Annotated in this window: 14 protein-coding genes; 5 read left to right on the top strand and 9 right to left on the bottom strand. The window is 62.1% G+C overall.

The features are described from left to right. Window positions 1-32: 32 nt before the first annotated feature. The 4 genes from ABD687_RS16630 to ABD687_RS16615 form a co-directional block, all read right to left on the bottom strand. Complete coding sequence (locus tag ABD687_RS16630) at window positions 33-1,937, bottom strand: glycoside hydrolase family 13 protein (protein ID WP_302263000.1); 1,905 nt, start codon at window positions 1,935-1,937, stop codon at window positions 33-35. A 5-nt stretch (window positions 1,938-1,942) separates the two neighbouring features. After that, on the bottom strand, window positions 1,943-2,869 hold the full coding sequence (locus tag ABD687_RS16625; protein WP_264268578.1) for a sugar ABC transporter permease: 927 nt from the start codon (window positions 2,867-2,869) through the stop codon (window positions 1,943-1,945). Next, a complete protein-coding gene (locus ABD687_RS16620; RefSeq protein ID WP_264268579.1) occupies window positions 2,869-4,482 on the bottom strand; it encodes an ABC transporter permease subunit in 1,614 nt (537 codons plus the stop codon). Before ABD687_RS16620 ends, ABD687_RS16625 begins: the two co-directional genes overlap by 1 nt. Window positions 4,483-4,626: 144 nt before the next feature. After that, a complete protein-coding gene (locus tag ABD687_RS16615; RefSeq protein WP_264268580.1) occupies window positions 4,627-5,946 on the bottom strand; it encodes a sugar ABC transporter substrate-binding protein in 1,320 nt (439 codons plus the stop codon). A 277-nt stretch (window positions 5,947-6,223) separates the two neighbouring features. Between ABD687_RS16615 and ABD687_RS16610 the strand changes: the two genes are divergently transcribed. From ABD687_RS16610 to ABD687_RS20765, 5 genes are all read left to right on the top strand, one after another. Further along, the gene (locus ABD687_RS16610) at window positions 6,224-7,966 is read left to right on the top strand and encodes a glycoside hydrolase family 13 protein (protein ID WP_344761006.1); all 1,743 of its coding nucleotides are present in this window, start codon (window positions 6,224-6,226) and stop codon (window positions 7,964-7,966) included. 64 nt (window positions 7,967-8,030) lie between these two features. Then, complete coding sequence (locus ABD687_RS16605) at window positions 8,031-9,062, top strand: LacI family DNA-binding transcriptional regulator (RefSeq protein WP_310289557.1); 1,032 nt, start codon at window positions 8,031-8,033, stop codon at window positions 9,060-9,062. Between the two features lie 53 nt (window positions 9,063-9,115). Continuing rightward, the gene (locus ABD687_RS16600) at window positions 9,116-10,870 is read left to right on the top strand and encodes a glycoside hydrolase family 13 protein (RefSeq protein ID WP_310289559.1); all 1,755 of its coding nucleotides are present in this window, start codon (window positions 9,116-9,118) and stop codon (window positions 10,868-10,870) included. Between the two features lie 303 nt (window positions 10,871-11,173). Beyond that, window positions 11,174-11,500, top strand: a complete 327-nt coding sequence (locus ABD687_RS16595) for a hypothetical protein (protein ID WP_310289561.1) — start codon at window positions 11,174-11,176, stop codon at window positions 11,498-11,500. Beyond that, entirely contained in the window at window positions 11,501-11,608 is a 108-nt protein-coding gene (locus ABD687_RS20765) for a hypothetical protein (RefSeq protein ID WP_377700346.1), read from the top strand. It abuts the gene before it with no gap. Between the two features lie 470 nt (window positions 11,609-12,078). Here ABD687_RS20765 and ABD687_RS16590 read toward each other — a convergent pair whose 3' ends face one another. The 5 genes from ABD687_RS16590 to ABD687_RS16570 all read right to left on the bottom strand — a co-directional run bounded on the left by ABD687_RS16590 (window position 12,079) and on the right by ABD687_RS16570 (window position 16,982). Further along, window positions 12,079-13,248: an NAD(P)-dependent oxidoreductase gene (locus tag ABD687_RS16590; protein ID WP_310289562.1), complete on the bottom strand. Its 1,170-nt coding sequence runs from the start codon at window positions 13,246-13,248 to the stop codon at window positions 12,079-12,081. A gap of 152 nt (window positions 13,249-13,400) precedes the next feature. Further along, window positions 13,401-14,006 (bottom strand): hypothetical protein, encoded by a 606-nt coding sequence (locus tag ABD687_RS16585; protein WP_310289564.1) that lies wholly within the window; start codon window positions 14,004-14,006, stop codon window positions 13,401-13,403. Window positions 14,007-14,352: 346 nt separating this feature from the next. Beyond that, window positions 14,353-15,429: a DUF4365 domain-containing protein gene (locus ABD687_RS16580; protein ID WP_310289566.1), complete on the bottom strand. Its 1,077-nt coding sequence runs from the start codon at window positions 15,427-15,429 to the stop codon at window positions 14,353-14,355. Window positions 15,430-15,431: 2 nt separating this feature from the next. Next, complete coding sequence (locus ABD687_RS16575) at window positions 15,432-16,070, bottom strand: Cap15 family cyclic dinucleotide receptor domain-containing protein (protein WP_310289568.1); 639 nt, start codon at window positions 16,068-16,070, stop codon at window positions 15,432-15,434. Window positions 16,071-16,085: 15 nt separating this feature from the next. Continuing rightward, window positions 16,086-16,982 (bottom strand): nucleotidyltransferase domain-containing protein, encoded by an 897-nt coding sequence (locus ABD687_RS16570; RefSeq protein ID WP_310289570.1) that lies wholly within the window; start codon window positions 16,980-16,982, stop codon window positions 16,086-16,088. Window positions 16,983-17,255: the final 273 nt, after the last annotated feature.

The raw sequence follows: 17,255 nt of genomic DNA, 5'->3' as shown, positions 1-17,255 counted from the left end.
ACCGCTGGGAACGCCATGACGACTCCCGGGCGCTAATGCCACGCTCCGCTTGCGGTGCTTCGGTGGAGCGAAGCACCGGGACCGCTCGCACTGACCCGCAGCTCCCCTGCTCCATTCACGGCCAGTACAGGCACCTGTCCCACCGAGGCGAGGACATCGCCTGGTTTCCCAGCCAATCGCACTGCGTGCCCCAGGTTGGTTTCCGGGACCACTCCCCGGGCCAGCACGCACAACACCGAGCCGGTTGCATGCTCCCGGAGATAGACCAACAGGTTCCCCTCGGCGATGATCCAGCGCAAGGATCCGTCCACGAGGGACCGGTGATTGGTGCGCAGTGCCGCCAGTTCCGCGTACAGCGGCCGCAGGTTCTTGCCCCACTTTTCGGGTTGGCCCCAGGGCATGGGAGTTCGGGAGTCCTCGCCGTTGAAACCGTGCAGCCCGAACTCGTCCCCGGCAAACACCAGTGGGATTCCCGGGAACGTGAATTGCGCGCAGGCGGCGATCTCCTGGCCCCCGACGATCATGTGGCTGGCGGCACGGGCGGTGTCGTGGGTGTCCAAGGCATTGGCGTTGGCAAGCCGCACCTCCCAGCTGAATCCCGCCGACATTTCCCGATGCGTCGCCACGAAGTCGGCAGCGTCGATGCGCGCTGGTCCCGGTTGTGGCAAGCCAAAAAACCACCCGTGTTCCGGCGTCGTGTCCTTCGCCAGCCATTGCCACAGCGGCCGGGTGAAATTGCTGTAACTCACCACTCCCTGCCAGCCGTCCCCCGGAACATCGTGCGCCGCGTCGGAGGTTGATTCGGCCAGCAGCATGGCCCCGGGTTTCACTTCCTCGATACGTTCGCGCAGCATCCGGGCGATCTCGTGGTTCAGGTCATCGCTCCCGCGGCGCCCGGTCATGTTCCCCACGTCGATGCGCCAGCCATCGAGGTTGAACGGCTCCTTGAGCCAGCGCACCGCCACAGAGTCCTCGGCAAGGATGAATCGCTCGCGCAGCGCGGCGGAATTCCAATTCAGCTTCGGCAGCGAGGGCACGCCCAGCCACGCCTCGTAGTCGCTGTTGTCCTCGTTGAAGTAGTAGTACTCCCCCGTGGACGCCCCGGGATTCCGGTGGGCATCAACGAACCAGTGGTGCCCGGCCCCGGTGTGGTTGGTGGTCAGGTCGCCGACCACGCGCAGGCCAAGGGCATGGGCGGCCTTGACCAGCGAAACCAGGGCAGCATCCCCGCCGAGCAATGGGTCGACCTCGTCAAAGGAAGAGGCATCGTAGCGGTGGTTGGAGGAAGCGGGGAAGACCGGGGTCAGGTAGAGCACCGTCGCCCCCAATGAAACCAGGTGATCGAGCTTGTCTTGGATCCCCGGAAGGTCGCCGCCATAGAATTGCCGTGACGTATCGGCACCACTTCCCTGCACTTCGGTGTCCCAGTCGCAGCCGACCATCCATCCCGCTTTTGGCTTTTCGGCACCGGAGTTCGCGAACCTGTCGGGGAAGACCTGGTACATGACCGATTCCTCGATCCAATCCGGGGTCCCGCGCCCGGCATGGACCCTGAAGTCAAAGGCGTCGGGCACATCGCGTCGGTGCAGGCCCGCAGCGTTGAGCCAACGGTAGTGATGAGCGCCTTCGGTGTCCCGGTATTGCAGGTACCAGCGGTAGCGCTGCACCGGATTCACCATCGACAGCGTGGCCTCGAAGAAGACCTGGGTGGCGCCACCGCACACCTCGCCCGCCGGTTCAAGGTGGGGTTCCCCGTCGCGCAGGCTGCGCAGCCACACGGACACAGGGGTCGCGGCGCCCTCCGGCACCAGCAGGCGCAGCCTCAGCACGTCCCCGAGGCTGAGCACGCTCGGCCCCGTTACGTACGCGGGCGATCCGTCGTGGTGGGGCTGCAGTGACAACGTCGAGTCGATGGCGTGCATCCGGCTGCCGGGCATGGGCGCTATCCCTTGACGCCGCCGGCGGTCAGGCCGGAGGTGATGTAGCGCTGCAGGAAGAGGAAGAGGGTCATCACCGGGACCGCGGCAATCACGGCGCCGGCGGCGAAGACACCCCAGTTCTCGCTGCGCTGCTGGGCCACGTAGGAGTACAGGCCAACCGCCAGGGTCTGTGATTCGGGGTCGGTGAGCACCACCGAGGCGATCACGAACTCGGAGGAGATCCCGATGAAGGCCAGCAGGCCCACGACCGCAAGGATCGGAGTGACCAGGGGCATGATGATCCTGAAGAACACCTGCACATGGCTGGCCCCGTCGATGCGCGCGGATTCGTCAAGCGACATCGGCACGGTGTTGAAGAAGCCGTACATCAGGTAGGTGTTCACGCCCAGCGCACCGCCGAGGTACACCATGATCAACCCGAGCTGGGAGCCCAGCCCGAGGGCCGGGATGATGTCGCCAATGAAGTTCAGCAGCAGGAAGATCGCCACCACCGTGAGCAGCTGCGGGAACATCTGCAGCAGCAACAGCGTCAGCAGGCCGAAGCGGCGGCCGGAGAAGCGCATGCGCGAAAACGCGTAGGCGGCCAGCGCCCCGAGGAACACCGTGGCAGCAGAGGTGACCAGGCCGATGACCAAGGTGTTGACGAACCAGCGGCCAAAGGGCCGTTCCTGGTTGGCAAAGAGCGCCTCGAAGTTGCCCCAGCCGAACTCGGTGAACATCGTGCTGGCCCCTGCCATGGTGCCGGTGGGGTTCAGCGCCGCGGAGAGCACATAGAGCAGCGGGAAGATGGAGAAGGCCGTGGCGGCGATGGCCACCAGGTGGCGCCAGCCCTTTGACTTGAACCATTGCCCCAATGTGGGCTTGTTTGCCGTGGCCGGCGGGGGCAGGGTTTCGAGCACCGGGGTGTGCGGTGCGGTCGCGGTGCTCATTAGTTCAGTTCCTCCAGGGCCTTGGTCTTCTTGAAGCTCAGCGCGGACACCACGGCGACGATGATGAAGATCAGGATGGCCAGCGCGCTGGCCAGTCCGTAGTCGCGGCCGGTGCCGGTGCCGAAGGCGATCTTGTACACCATGGTGATCAGGATGTCGGTGGAGCCGATGTCAAAGGTGGTGCCTTCAAAGCGCGGCCCGCCGCCGGTGAGCATGTAGATGACGTTGAAGTTGTTGAAGTTGAAGGCGAAGGAGGAGATCAACAGCGGCGCGAGTGAGACCAGCAGCAGCGGCAGCTTGATGGCGGTAAAGATTTTCCACACGCTGGCCCCGTCCATGCGGGCGGCCTCGTCGACCTCCTCGGGCAGCGACTGCAGGGCGCCGGTGCAGACCAGGAACATGTAGGGGTAGCCCAGCCAGAGATTGACCATCAGCACCGAGATCTTGGCCAGCACCGGATCGGTGAGCCAGGGGATGTCCGCCCCGCCGAGCAGCGCGTTGTTGATGAACCCAAATTCCGGGTTCAGGAGGCCCGACCAGACCAGGCCGGAAAGGAAGGCGGGGAACGCGTAGGGCAGGATCATCAGGATCCGGTAGATTTTCTGCCCCTTCAGATCCGCCCGGTTGAAGGTGATGGCCAGGAACAGTCCCAGGGCGAACGTGGTCGCCACCGAGAGGATGGCGAAGGCGAAGGTCCACGCGATCACCTGCAGCAGCGGGCCCTGGAGATTCGGGTCGGTGAACGCGCGCTGGAAGTTGTCCAGTCCCACATTGACCTTCCAGCCGGTGTTCAGCGCAGTGCCGTCCTCGGCCACGAAGGAACCGCGGCCGTTGTCCGCGTAGCTGGCCCCGGTGGCGGTGTCGGTGAACGTGTCGGCGTTCGCGTCGTACTTGAGCTTGGGCGTGTACACGTAGGAGGTGGAGCCGTCGGCGGTCTTCAGCGCCCCTTCCTCGGGGTTCTCGCTGATCGGCACCGTGAGGGCGGTGATCTCCTGCTGGTGGGCCAGCAGGGTCGCGAAGTCAAGGGTCGTGTAGCCCTCCACGCCGGTCGCGGCACCCGTGGGGCCGGTGGCGGAAGGTGTCACTGTTTCCAGGGGCTTGCCTGCCGAGCCGATTCTTGCCTCGCCCTCCGGCGTGGTGACCAACAGGAAGTAGCTGCCACCCTTTTCCAGGACGGAGGTGGGGAATTGCGGGGAATCCGGGACGCGCTCGGAGGCCGAGAGCTGGATGGAGGCAATCGCGTCGGCCTTGGTCGAGTTGTGCCCGTCGCCGTAGTTGGTGAAGGCGATGTAGGTGGAGAAGATCATCACGAAGACCTGGAAGACCAGCAGGAAGATGATGCCCGGTGCCAGGTACTTGGCCGGCAGTCCCCCACGGCGCAGGTAGATCCAGTTGATCACCAGCGTGGTGAGCAGGGAAATCCCGAAGATCATCCATTCGGCGCTGAGTGCCAGCTGGAAGAGGATGAAGGCTGCCACTGCATCCGTGATGCCCAGCAGGATGATCTTGGCGAGGATGCCGCCGAGGGAATCGGGGCCCCGGCCTGCGGAACGCGGCCGCTTTCCGTGTCGCCGCGGCGGCGCCACGCTGGGCTTTTCTTCGATTTCAACCATGGGGTCCAACATCTTTCCTCGTGCGATCGACCGCCGACCGGCGATGGGTGTCGGGCCGCTGGCCCGGATCCGGCTGCGTGAAACCGGTGGTGCGCGTGCAGAACGCACCACCGGTTCCCCGCAGCCGGAGCTTGCTTCCGTCGGCTACTTGCCGCCGGAAATCTTCTTCTCGATGTTGGCCGTCATCTTCGACCAGGCCGCGGCCGGGTCGGCTTCCTTGCCCTTGATCAGGTTCAATTCGGTACCGCCCCAGTCGGCCCAGACGGCGTCCATGGCGGGAACCGCGGGCATCGGCACGCCGTTGGCGCCGATCTCGCCGAAGGCCTTGACCACCGGGTCGCTGGCGGCCTTCTCGAAGGACGCGGTCAGCGCCGGCGGGCGGCCGCCGACCTTGAACAGCTCGTCCTGCGCGTCGGGCTGCGAGAGGTAGTTGACCACGAATTCATTGGCAGCCAGGGCATTCTTCGACTTCGCGGAGATGAAGAAGCCGTTCACGCCAATGAATGGCTGGGCGGGCTTGTCCCCGGCAGTGGGCAGCGGGTCAACGGCGAACTTGATGCCCTTGGCCTCGATGTCGGGGATGTTCCAGGGGCCGGTGAGGAAGTACGGGGATTCGCCGGCCAGGAACTTCTCCTTGGCGATGTCGCCGGTGATGTTGGAATTCAGGACCTTCGAGCCCTTGTCGCCGAGGTCGGCCAGGAGCTGGGCGAACTTCTTGCCGCCCTCGTTGTCCAGGGCCAGTTCGCTGGCGTCGTAGCTGCCGTCTGCGTTCTGGGCGAAGACCGGTGCCCCGAGGGAGGTCTGCAACGGGTAGAGGTGGTACGGGTCGGCCTGCTTGGGATCGAGTCCGACCAGGAACGGGAACTTGGCATCGCCCGCGGCCACGGCCTTCTTGCCCTCGGCGAGGACGTCGTCCAGGGTGGTCTTTGCCTCGGGAGCCAACGTGGTGTTGCGGACCAGGGCGACGTTCTCAATGGAGTACGGAACGCCGTAGGTCTGCCCGTCGTAGGTCATGGCCTTGATGGAGCTTTCGGCGAAGGTCCCCGCCTTGTCGCCAAGCTGCACCGGGGCAACCACGCCGTTCTGCACCAGCTTTCCCAGCCAGTCGTGCGGGCCGACCATGATGTCCGGGCCCTTGCCGGTGGGTGCCTGGGTGATGAAGTCGTCGCGCACGGCGGCGAAGTCCTTGACGACCAGCTTGACGTCGATGCCCTTTTCGGCCTTGAACTTGGCGGCAATGTCCTTCAGCGCCGGCGAGCGCTCGGCGTCGACCCACAGGGTCAGGCTGGTCCCGGTCGCCGGCACGCTGGCTGCGGCACTGGTGGCCGCCGCACTGCTCGAGGGTGCGGTGGCGGGTGCACCGCCGCCGCAGGCCGTCAGTGCCAGCGCCGAGAGGGCGCCGACCGCACCCAAGGTAAAGGTGCGGCGCGTGAGACGTGCACCGGGTGAGTTGTTTCCCGTCATGGTGGTTCCTCTTTCGAGTGTTGCGCGCCCGGTGATCCCATCGGCGCTGGTGTCGTGAGATTTAGTGTAAACGCTTCCACCGCTGTCGTCCAGATCACAATGGAGAAGTTTCCACCAAGCACTCGTCCCCGACTTCCGGGATGCACCAAAAACGGCGTCTTTATGCAGAAACGCGACGAAACCGCAACCTTTGACGGGACGCTCCCAAGCCGGAGAATCGAAACGCATGTATGGAAACGCTTCCACTTTTGACGGTTTCGTCGTTATGCTTGAGCGCATGCCCCAGACCGACGAGCACCCAGCGACCCCACCAGCCCATCTGGAGTTCCGGCTCGAGGACGCGACCCACGCGCCTTCGAGCGGCAATGAATGGTGGCGCCGCTCGGTCATTTACCAGATCTACCCCCGCTCGTTCCGCGACACCACGGGCAGCGGAATCGGAGACCTTCCCGGTATCACCGCGGAGCTGCACCACATTGCCTCCCTGGGCGTCGACGCCATCTGGCTCTCCCCGTTCTTCGCCTCCCCGCAAAAGGACGCCGGCTACGACGTCTCCGACTACCGCGCCGTGGACCCGCTCTTCGGAACGCTGGCCGACTTTGACGAGCTGATCGCCGAGGCCAACCGGCTCGAGATCAAGATCCTGGTGGACATCGTGCCCAACCACTGCTCCAGCGAACACGCCATGTTCCGCGAGGCGCTGGCCTCCCCCCGGGGATCGGCTGCCCGGGAGCACTTCATCTTCCGGGACGGGCGGGGAAAGGACGGCCAGTTGCCTCCCAACAACTGGCAGTCGCACTTCGGCGGTTCAGCCTGGACCCGCGTCCCCGACCCGGACGGTGCCCCCGGCCAGTACTACCTGCACCTCTTTGATCATTCCCAGCCCGACTTCAACTGGGACAATCCGGCGGTGGGCGACGAGTTCGAATCGATCCTGCGATTCTGGCTGGACCGCGGCGCCGGCGGGTTCCGCGTGGACGTGGCCCACGCGCTCATCAAGGCCTCCGGGCTGCCGGACTGGCATGGCCGGGCCGACGGCGCCGATTCCCCGGGCTATCCGTTTGCCGACGCCCCGATGTTCGGCCAGCCCGCCGTGCACGATGTCTACCGGCGTTGGCGCTCCATCTGCGACCAGTATCCCGGCGAGCGCGTGCTCTGTGCCGAGGCCAACGTGCACCCCATCGAGGCCATGGCCGATTGGGTGCGCCCGGACGAGATGCACCAGTCCTTCAACTTCCCCTTTCTGCACACCGGTTGGGACGCCGCCGCGCTGAAGGCCATCATCACCCGCTCGCTGAAGGCTTTCGACGCCGTCGGCGCCCCCAGCACCTGGGTGCTGTCCAACCACGACGTGCCCCGCCACGCCACCCGACTGGGCGCCGTCTCCCCGGCTCTGCGCCCCGGCGACGGGCTGGGGCCCGAGGACGTGCAACCGGATCCGGTGCTGGGCCTGGCACGCGCACGTGCCGCAACGCTGTTCATGCTGGGGCTTCCCGGAGGCGCATACATCTACCAGGGCGAGGAACTGGGGCTGGGCGACCACACCCTGCTCCCCCATGAATACCGCCAGGACCCCTCCTACGCGCGTACCAACGGCGAGCGACTGGGCCGCGACGGCTGCCGGGTCCCGTTGCCCTGGAACGACTCGACCCCGTCCCTGGGCTTTAGCGACGCCGCCGGCTGGCTCCCGCAGCCCGAAGGCTGGGGAACGGTCACCCGGCAGGCACAGGAGGCCGACCCCGACTCCACGCTGCACTTCTACCGCTTGGCCCTGGATCTCCGCCGGACCCACAACTTGGGCCTCGGCAACCTAAACTGGGTGGAGGGAACGGACGGCGCGCAGCTGCTGGGCTTCGGGAATTCCGGGGTGCTGGTCCTGCTGAACCTGGGCACCGCCCCCGTGCCGTTGCCGGCCGGAGACGTGTTGCTGGCCAGCTCCGCCACCGCGGTTGCCCGCTCAACGGAGGCCGCGTCGGGGCTGGCGCTGAATCCGGATGCGGCCGTGTGGCTGCGCCCGTAGACCGCCTAGCCGCCCCCATTCCGTACCCCAGCACGACCGCCCGAAGACAAGGAAGCCGCACATCATGGCAAGCATCAAGGACGTGGCACTGCGCGCCGGGGTCTCCGTCGCCACGGTCTCCCGCGCCCTGTCCGGAAACGGGAAGGTTTCCGCGGCTTCCCGCGAGGCGGTCGCCAACGCGGCCAAGGACCTGGGCTACGTCCTGTCCTACAACGCCTCTTCGCTGGCCTCGGGACGCAGCCGCAACATCGGGATCGTCATGCCCACGGTCTCGCGCTGGTACTACGCCAATGTGTTGCAGGGCGCCACGCAGGAACTCAACGAGCGCGGCTACGACCTGACCCTGTACAACACCAGCGGCGAGCAACGGCACCGCGATGCGGTGTTCCAGGACCTGCTCATGCGCCAACGCCTCGACGCGGTCATCACCGTGACCCTGAAGCTCACCGATCCCGAGCTGCACCAGCTGCGCTCCGTGGGCAAGCCGCTGGTGGCCCTGGGCGGGCTGCTGCCCGAAGTCCAGACCATCCGGGTCGACGACTTCAACATCGCCTCGCTGGCCACCGAACACCTGGTCTCCCTGGGCCACACCGACATTGCCTTCCTGGGCGGCGCCGACGCGTTCAACGTCGACTTCAAGCTGCCCGGTGCGCGCCTCGACGGGTTCGAATACGCCCTGGACCAGGCGGACATCGCGGTGAACCCGCAGTGGCTGCTGGACGCCGACTTCACCACGGCCGGGGCCTACCAAAAGGTCCGCAGCCTGCTGTCCAACCCCCGCGGCCGGCCCACCGCGTTGCTCTGCGTCTCGGACGAGATGGCATTCGGTGCCATCATGGCCGCCCGCGACCTGGGGCTCTCGCTGCCCGGGGACTTCTCCGTGCTCGGCATCGACGGGCACGAGCTCGGGGAGCTCTTCGGGCTGACCACCATTGCCCAGCACCCCGCGGCCCAGGGCGAGGCCGCCGTCGCGCGCATCATGGAACTGCTCGGCGAGGGCGGGGCGGAAGATCCCGCGCAAACCCTGCCTGTGGATGAATTCTTCCCCACGGAATTCGTGCTGCGCACCTCCACCGCTCCACCGGCCGCCGGGTAACCCCGCTGCATCGGCCCCAACGAAAGCTCCGTCCAGTAGATAGGCTTGACACCATGTCGCTACCGAAGGACGCGTCTTCAGCGTCGGATGCCCTGAACACCTCCGCCACGCCCTACGCCCTGGGCCCGATGCTGCACAAACCCGCGGAGGGCGAGCAGTGGTGGCGACGGGCGGTGATCTACCAGATCTACCCGCGTTCCTTCAAGGACTCGACCGGATCGGGCATGGGCGACCTGGCCGGCATCACGGCCGAGCTGCCCAAGATCGCGACCCTGGGCGTGGACGCCATCTGGCTTTCCCCCTTCTTCCCCTCCCCGCAAAAGGACGCCGGCTATGACGTCTCGGATTACCGCGGCGTTGACCCGCTCTTCGGCACCATGGACGACGCCAAGACCCTGATCGACACCGCCAAGTCCTTCGGCATCCGCATCATCATCGACATCGTCCCCAACCACTGCTCCAACGAGCACGCACTGTTCCAGGCAGCCCTGGCCGCCGAGCCCGGATCCCCCGAACGCGCCATGTTCCACTTTGCCGACGGGAAGGGCGAGGGCGGGAACACCCCGCCGAACAACTGGGCTTCGCTCTTCGGCGGGCCCGGCTGGACCCGCGTGCCGAACCCCGACGGCACCCCGGGCCAGTACTACTTCCACCTCTTCGACGCCACCCAGCCCGACTTCAACTGGCGCAATCCCGCGGTGCAGGAAGAATTCGAAAAGACCTTGCGCTTCTGGCTTGACGCAGGCGCCGGGGGTTTTCGGATCGACGTTGCCCACGCGATGTTCAAGAAGGAGTCGATGTCCGACTGGGGCGGGGCACCGGACGGCACCCCGCGGCCCGGCTTCCCCTTCGCCGACGCACCCATGTTCGGACAGCCCGAGCTGCACCAGGTCTTCGCGCGCTGGCGGGAAATCTGCGACCAGTACCCCGGGGATCCGGTGCTCTGTTCGGAGGCGAACGTGCGCCCACTGATCCGGCTGGCCGACTGGGTGGCCCCGGGCCAGATGCACCAGTCGTTCAACTTCGACTACCTGCGCACCCTGTGGGACCGCGACGCCCTGGCCACCGTCATCGGCGACTCGCTGGCCGCCTTCGACACCGTCGGCGCGCCCACCACCTGGGTGCTCTCTAACCACGACGTCTCCCGCCACGCCACCCGCTTCGGACTGGACGGGGTCGCGCTGGACCTGGGCGACGGGATCGGTCCGCGCGACCCGCAGCCTGACACGGTGCTGGGCCTGGCCCGGGCCCGTGCCGCCACGGTGTTCATGCTGGGTCTGCCGGGAGGCGCCTACCTCTACCAGGGCGAGGAACTGGGCCTGGGCGACCACACCACGTTGGCCGACGAGTACCGGCAGGACCCTGGGTTCCTGCGCACCAACGGGGCCAAGACCGGGCGTGACGGCTGTCGCGTGCCGATCCCCTGGGTGCACGACGCACCTGCCTACGGGTTCTCCCCCAACGGGGAAACCTGGCTGCCGCAACCCGGTGACTGGGCGGAATTCTCCCGTGACGTGCAGGAGAACGACCCCGCATCCACGCTGAACCTGTACCGCAGGGCGCTTGCCCTGCGCGGCGAGCTGGGCCTGGGCCTGGGCTCGCTGTCCTTCTATGCCAATCCGGATCTGCCGCAGGTACTTGCCATCCTCAACGGGGAGACCGTGAGCGTGCTGAACCTTTCCGACGCCCCGGTGCCGCTGCCAGCGGGCGAACCGCTGCTCTTCTCCGACGCCAACGGGGCAGAACTGGCCGCCGAGGGCCTGCTGGGCGCCAACGCGGCGGCCTGGCTGCGGGCCACCGACGGCTAGGTCCGGTTGGCTGCACGCCCCTCGCGGGCCTGCAGTGCTGATTTAAGTGGGGCCCGGCAACTGCTGGGCCCCACTCCTGTGCACAAGATATGAGGCGCCGGGGTCTCTTACGGCCCGAGGGATCCGGGATGGGCCGGCAGGTGCTGCTAAACCACACCCTGACATGGCAAGCCCCGGGTGACACACCCGGGGCAGACACACATTTTGTCCTATAGGCCCCCACGACATCGGAATCGGGCCCGGAATCGGTGGCTTAAATGGGACGAGCCCCGCAGGAAACCGAAGTTTCTTGCGGGGCTCACATTGGTCGAGGTGCTGGCAGAGTATTCCAAGCAGGCGCACCGCAAAATAGATCGGCTCTCTACCGCGGCGCGAGCACTTCAGCAGCTGAAATCAGGGGAAACCCGGCCAAGAGCGAGCACGGGCGAGCGCCATTCACAGCGCTATCGTATCGCCGATCGCTTTTCGCCTGATGATCTGACTGCCATTGCGCAACGATATGTAGCTGGTGAGCAGTCAACCGATCTCGCCAAAGAGCACAACATTGCCAAATCGACGCTGCTTCGACTCCTGGCCGAGCAGGGCATTCAAACCAGGCAGCGCGGACTCACGCCCGAAAAGGAGCGTTAGATCCTCCGCCTCCGGAAACAAGGACTCATCATCCGCGATATCGCCAAACAAGTTGGCTGTAGCTATGACACAGCGCGCAAGTTCCTACTCACGGCTTCGAATCGCTAGGTTTGTCCGACGCGCGAGGCGCGGCCTCAATGTCACGAGAAGCGTTCGCGGCTCGAGCATCTTCCAAAGCCATGAGACACTCAGCCTGCGAAACCTTGCAAATATCTGGTTTTGGTCGAACTATGCCGCAAACAGCAACGATTCTGCACTTGAGAAGCCTGCCGGTCTTGTACTTGACCGAAACTGTATTCACAAGTTGCTGTCGTCGTTACTCCACCGCTTCAAGTTCTTCCTGGAGTGGTGGAGCAACCTGCGATCTATATGGCGTTGCTACGGATGCTCCTGGATCACGCTTTTCAGGTGCATTTTGCAATCTACCAGACCGAGCTCTTCATCAGACCTGCAAAATGCATGGACCTTCCAATGATTTCTGACTCCTGGTCGTCCGAAGATGGGCTGGCTATTTCTGGCTATCCAAGCTATCCGTAGAAACGCAATGCGTTGATATTGTTCACGCTTCTTGTTCGCATCTAGTCCGCCAGGAAATGTTCATTCCAAACTTCAGCCACCTGGACTCTGGCCTCATACGAAACTTCTGAAACAATTTCGCCACGGACATAAGTCCCGTCCACTAGCGCTTTGATCGCAGCCATCTTTTCACCTTCGATGAGTTGCATCGCAGGACCGATGACCGCGCCATGCAGAAAGTTTGCAGGGTTGCCATCATTAATAAGCCAGAAATAACGCGAACGGTCCCTATCTCCCCCGTGCTTTTTAATGTCATATCGCTTCATAGATACGGAGACAATTGACCCAATGTATGCGTCAATTGCACCCTCTGCAAATTCGTCGTCTGCTGAAGTTACGGTTGCAATGACAGACCCAGACCGTACGTTTGCAAGGGCCCGGCTATCGAGAGCATGGTTGCCGGTAGCAGAAATTACCAGGCTCGCAGCGCGGAGGGCATCATCCAGTCGACGAAAGACTTGAAATCCGCGCGCAGCCGCCTCTGCCATGGCGATTGGCGACCGGTCATGAACCACCGTAGGAATTCCTCGCCCACGCAATACCTCCGCCACGCTACTTCCCACACGCCCGTACCCAATGACACATGCGGTCCTTGTTTGAAGTATCTGAGCCTGCTCCCTCAACACTGCTTCAACGGAAAAGACTATCCCCGAGCCTACATGGTAGTCTTCAGGGAGCTTGAGGGGGCTTCTAGCAACCGTCACGATTGGCACCGAATAACGAAGTCCACTTTGTTCATATTTCTGAACGCCATTCTCGGTTCCCTCCATCACACCAATGAGACGACCTGACAGACCCTCGGCGATATCATTTAGCGACTCCGCGAAGTAGCCCCCAATGTCTACCAATACAATATTGCTAGGCGATGCTATCGATCTCTCAAGTTCCTCTACAACTTCAGAAGAGGAACTTGCCCATTTGCGGGATAATTCATGAGTCCTAAACCCAAAGCCCGCAATCCTGGCTGCTTCTTGAGTGTTCATAGTCTTAGGTTTAGGCAGTAAAAGGCCTACAGGAGCTACATCGGCCAGCGCGGGAAGAAAAACAACTGAATTCGCTACCATATGAGCGACACAGACTAGTTGGGTACCCGGAGCGCTCCCCACCTCCATGGCTAAATGAGAGAAATAGGCGCGCAAACGCTGTTCTTCGAAATCTATCACTTCAGCCATGCCCAATTTAGCCCTTCTTGACGGAGATGTTCTGGATCTATAAAAAGCTCGCGAGGTTTATGATTCTCGCGAGCTTTTATTATCGTTAATTTTCTTGCCCATCTGACATTCCAAATTACCTCCTTTTGGGATTATAATATAAATTGGAAGAATTAGATATTCTCTAATTCTTGATGCCACTGTATTCTGTACCGGAGTCCTTGGGCCGGATTAATTACGCGATGCGAAAATTCCAGTCGGGATTCAAGGTCGGTGATCGGCTCTATTGGATCGTCTTCAGCCCAGTCGTCGCTGCCGGTGTGACCACACAAAAATCGAGGACGAAGGTTCGGCCGAGCAGGCAGAACGGCCTTAAGGACAATTTCCTTGCAGTCTTCCTTGGCGACATGCCCCACGAATCCATAGTTATCGGGATTCGTTCTAACAAAAAAGTGATCCAATTCAAGAACTTCTGTTTCACCAGGCTGGAAAACCCTCCCCAGGTCAACTACCGCTAGGCGCGCTCCACCTCGACCAACAATGACTGGCCCTTGCAAGCGGTGAGACGACGTTCCGCTGGGATTGCGTCCAGTCTTTATCATTGGAGCCTTCTCGATACCAACCTCATTATCCCAAGTATATGAACGCAAGAAAAATCGCTCTGCACGCAGGGCAGTAAGCTCGAAGCGATGACTAGTACGAATCGCCATCCAACGGCTATCAAGGACCGTATAAGAGTGTTCAACCCTTACAACCGCAAAACCAGGCTCAGCCTCCATGGCTCCCCTCGTTCTTTTGAATACCAAACGTGTGACTGGGCAATAGCCTGCTGACCAACGGGGTTCAGACCCAACCACACCCAATACGCCGAAGTTTAGCCCTGAGAGTATCGGAGTATCAAGCGCAGAACCGACGAAGCATCTCACCGCTTATGACGGACTTAACCTTACGTCTGAACAGCCGGAATCAATAGGGGGTGCGCGTTGAGAATGGCGCTGACGAGGCATGTCCCTAGCTTCGTCCGGTTAAGCATCAACCAGAACAGCCGACCACACATACGCATCGAATTAGAGCCGACACGCTAGATCCGTCAATCATGAGCTTGCGATTGGCACCGACCCCAGCTCAGCGGTAGTTGATGTATGCGAACGCGAGACGCTCGTGGTAATCCAGATAGACGTTCGTCGTAGTCAACACATTGAACGTTAAACTACTGAGATCCTGTGGTTCACAGCGTATCCCGGCGGCTCGAAGGCCCCCAAACCACTGCCCAAATTGGGCAGGCGAGAACATGCTATTCGACATCACAAGCACGCGGTCTATAGCAGCGTCCTTTGCAGCTGCAATAACATCTACGCCCCCGAGAGACCCAGGTGCTACATTTCCTATCGGATCGATCACCACTAGAACATCTCCCTGAGCATAAAGCGGCGCGCCTTCGATCCGAAAGTCAGATCCTTCGTCAAATCCAAACTCTGTGGTCATGGCTAGTACCCACTCGTACGTGAGATGCATACGCCCCTGAAGGACTGTGGGGTTGCCCGTACTTAGCCTTTCCTTTAGAGAACTGGGCGACCCGGCGAGACGAAAGTCGTGTGCAGCCAATAGTCCACTCGCGACATCAATGAACAGGTCGGGAGGCATCATAGCGAGAGCGCTCCTTAGCGGATCTATGCCATGACCCAGCGGCCGACCTCTCCATGCTGGTCCGTCGATGCGCATGGACCGGTGCTGCGGCATACGGGCGATCGCACGCTCCAGCGTCTCAGTCTTTGGAATCTTGAATGTCGTGGTCTTCTGGTCCGCGATCTTCGCCAACCCTCCGCCTCGGTCTACAAGATCCCGGACGTCGGCAGCCAAGAACAGGTCAGCGGATTCGATGTAGAGAGCTAGGTAGACGGGCTCGGGCGCATTGTACCAATAACGAACATGATCCATCTCGAGCGACGGCGAGGTGATGGCTTCGGTTTCGTCCCAGTCGGCCTTCGTCACTGTCGTGTCGTGAAAGCCCTTCGCCTGGAACCAGACTCGAGCACCGACGACCTGCTTCTTATTCTTGATCTCCACCCATAGATGCACCCCCACATCAATCGCGGCGCGATCGACGGGGTATTCGAGCAGCACGCCCTTCTTGACAAGGAAGCCCCGCAGCTTGGCCATGTATGTCTGTTCGAGGATGTCGTCTTCGCTGATCTGTGGCATGGCTAGACCAGCTTCTTCCCGTGCATTTCCTCCGCGTGACTGGTGGCTGCGGCGAAGGAAGGGTATCCGGAAGTGTGATCGACGAACTTCAGTACCATATCGCCCTTCGTGAATCGATCCGTGAAGTAGGTACCCTCAACTTCATCGGGCTTGAGCAACGTCGGGTTGAGATTGCAGGCACCTGAGCTACGCATACTTCGATGCGACTCGGACATCTTTGGAGTGTTGTCGTAGGTAAACGTGAGGCTGTCGACAAAGCTTTCGTACGCCGGCAACCAGGTAGTGGCCGTGCTCTTGCTTGCGCTCTGATCAGTGTACAGACGAAGGTAGACCGTCCAGAAGGATTGCTTGACCTCAAGGAATCCGGCAATTGGCCCGCGGTTGCCACCTTCGGGAATGTGAGAGTCGGGATGAGGTGTGAGCGTTACGCGCCACAGGCCGCGAAGGTCTGGACGACGAACAAGCTTCTGCACGCCAGGGAGGCGCCACAGCCACACGTCCCACAACACGACGCCAGCGATTGCCAGAGTTGGAAGGAATGAGACAACGAAGCGCCACCAGCCCGGCAATTCGAACCCGAGCATGAAGAGGACGATCGAGTAGATCGACGAGATGATCAGAGTGACGGCGCGCACGAGCACTGTAGGCCGACCCACCTACGCGTCTCCCAAGCCGAGATAGCTCCAGCCGGCGTAGGCGAAGTCGCGGGCATCCTTGCGTGTCCACTTCTGCGACGTATGGAACAGAAACTTGGTCTCGTTGACCTCCAGCCATCGATCGTTGTCGTTTGCAGGCTCAGCTCCATCGAGCGAGGTGTAGATGTGGGTGAGCACGTCTTTCACCGTCGCCGTCCATGTGGAAGTCGCGAACAGTGAGTCGGGACAGTTGTAAACCAGGCACTCGAGGAAGAAGGACGGCGCTTCGCGATGAGAACCATCTGCGACCATCGCGTTCTCAAGACGCTTCAGGATCCGAACCGTCTTCTTGTAGGCCTGATTGGTGCGTGTGTTCTTCGCGCGACCGTTTGTGAGCTGGCGTGATGAGTAGTTCTCGACGTGCGTGCCGTCAGTCTTGTAGACGCGAGCGCCTTCGACCCAGCTTGAAGCGGAGTAGTAGTAGCGGTACTCAAAGCATGGAACTACATCCGCCTCTACGCGGGCGGAGCTGGAGTGAACTTGGATCGCAGTTGATCCCGACGTGTCGACGTCGGAGCCGAACTTGGCTCGAAGCGCGGCGATCAGTTCGTCCCGAAGCCTCTGCGGATCACCCCACTCGCCCGAGTATGGTGTGATCGACGTTCCAAGATCTGTGGACGTCTTGTCGTAGTAGAAGATATTAGTGCACTCGACTGCAACATCGACATCACTTTCAGAGCGAACGTTGGTGTTGTTGGCGTACGACCCCTTGGCGTACACCTTTCGCGAGAGGGTCTGAAACGCAGGGTGAGCGTTGATGGCCTCCCGAATCATTCGCTCGGTTCGATCCTGTCTATCCTGTTCAGTCGCACTCGATGGGCCCGTCCATCCTGCAAGTTTTTCTTCAAGAGCTGTCATTCCCCGGCAGTCCTCACTTTCAGTGTCTGATTATGACAGTAGCCTGCAACACGTCAAGCATCGATTTTTAGCCACGCCAACCAGTCGGTGTTGAAGAGGTGTGGCACTGTGTCGGCCTCTGTTCTATGCATCAATCCTGCGGTGCCACATTGGATCAAGAAGTATGTGGGAGAATGTTCGCTTTAGTGTGGAGCTTTGGATGATGAGGGGTGGAGCTTTCGCGGGCTACCAATAGATGCCGATAACCTCCACGTCGAGCATTCGCTCTGCGCG

The organism is Paeniglutamicibacter sulfureus, assembly GCF_039535115.1.
Taxonomy (GTDB): domain Bacteria; phylum Actinomycetota; class Actinomycetes; order Actinomycetales; family Micrococcaceae; genus Paeniglutamicibacter; species Paeniglutamicibacter sulfureus.
The sequence above is the reverse complement of the archived record's forward strand: the minus strand, read 5'-3'. Positions and strand labels throughout refer to the sequence as shown.

Bases quoted from the DNA above. Each gene is read 5' to 3' on its own strand.
- ABD687_RS16630 (WP_302263000.1), bottom strand. From the start codon at position 1,937: ATGCCCGGCAGCCGGATGCACGCCATCGACTCGACGTTGTCACTGCAG.
- ABD687_RS16625 (WP_264268578.1), bottom strand. From the start codon at position 2,869: ATGAGCACCGCGACCGCACCGCACACCCCGGTGCTCGAAACCCTGCCC.
- ABD687_RS16620 (WP_264268579.1), bottom strand. From the start codon at position 4,482: ATGGTTGAAATCGAAGAAAAGCCCAGCGTGGCGCCGCCGCGGCGACAC.
- ABD687_RS16615 (WP_264268580.1), bottom strand. From the start codon at position 5,946: ATGACGGGAAACAACTCACCCGGTGCACGTCTCACGCGCCGCACCTTT.
- ABD687_RS16610 (WP_344761006.1), top strand. From the start codon at position 6,224: ATGCCCCAGACCGACGAGCACCCAGCGACCCCACCAGCCCATCTGGAG.
- ABD687_RS16605 (WP_310289557.1), top strand. From the start codon at position 8,031: ATGGCAAGCATCAAGGACGTGGCACTGCGCGCCGGGGTCTCCGTCGCC.
- ABD687_RS16600 (WP_310289559.1), top strand. From the start codon at position 9,116: ATGTCGCTACCGAAGGACGCGTCTTCAGCGTCGGATGCCCTGAACACC.
- ABD687_RS16590 (WP_310289562.1), bottom strand. From the start codon at position 13,248: ATGGCTGAAGTGATAGATTTCGAAGAACAGCGTTTGCGCGCCTATTTC.
- ABD687_RS16585 (WP_310289564.1), bottom strand. From the start codon at position 14,006: ATGGAGGCTGAGCCTGGTTTTGCGGTTGTAAGGGTTGAACACTCTTAT.
- ABD687_RS16580 (WP_310289566.1), bottom strand. From the start codon at position 15,429: ATGCCACAGATCAGCGAAGACGACATCCTCGAACAGACATACATGGCC.
- ABD687_RS16570 (WP_310289570.1), bottom strand. From the start codon at position 16,982: ATGACAGCTCTTGAAGAAAAACTTGCAGGATGGACGGGCCCATCGAGT.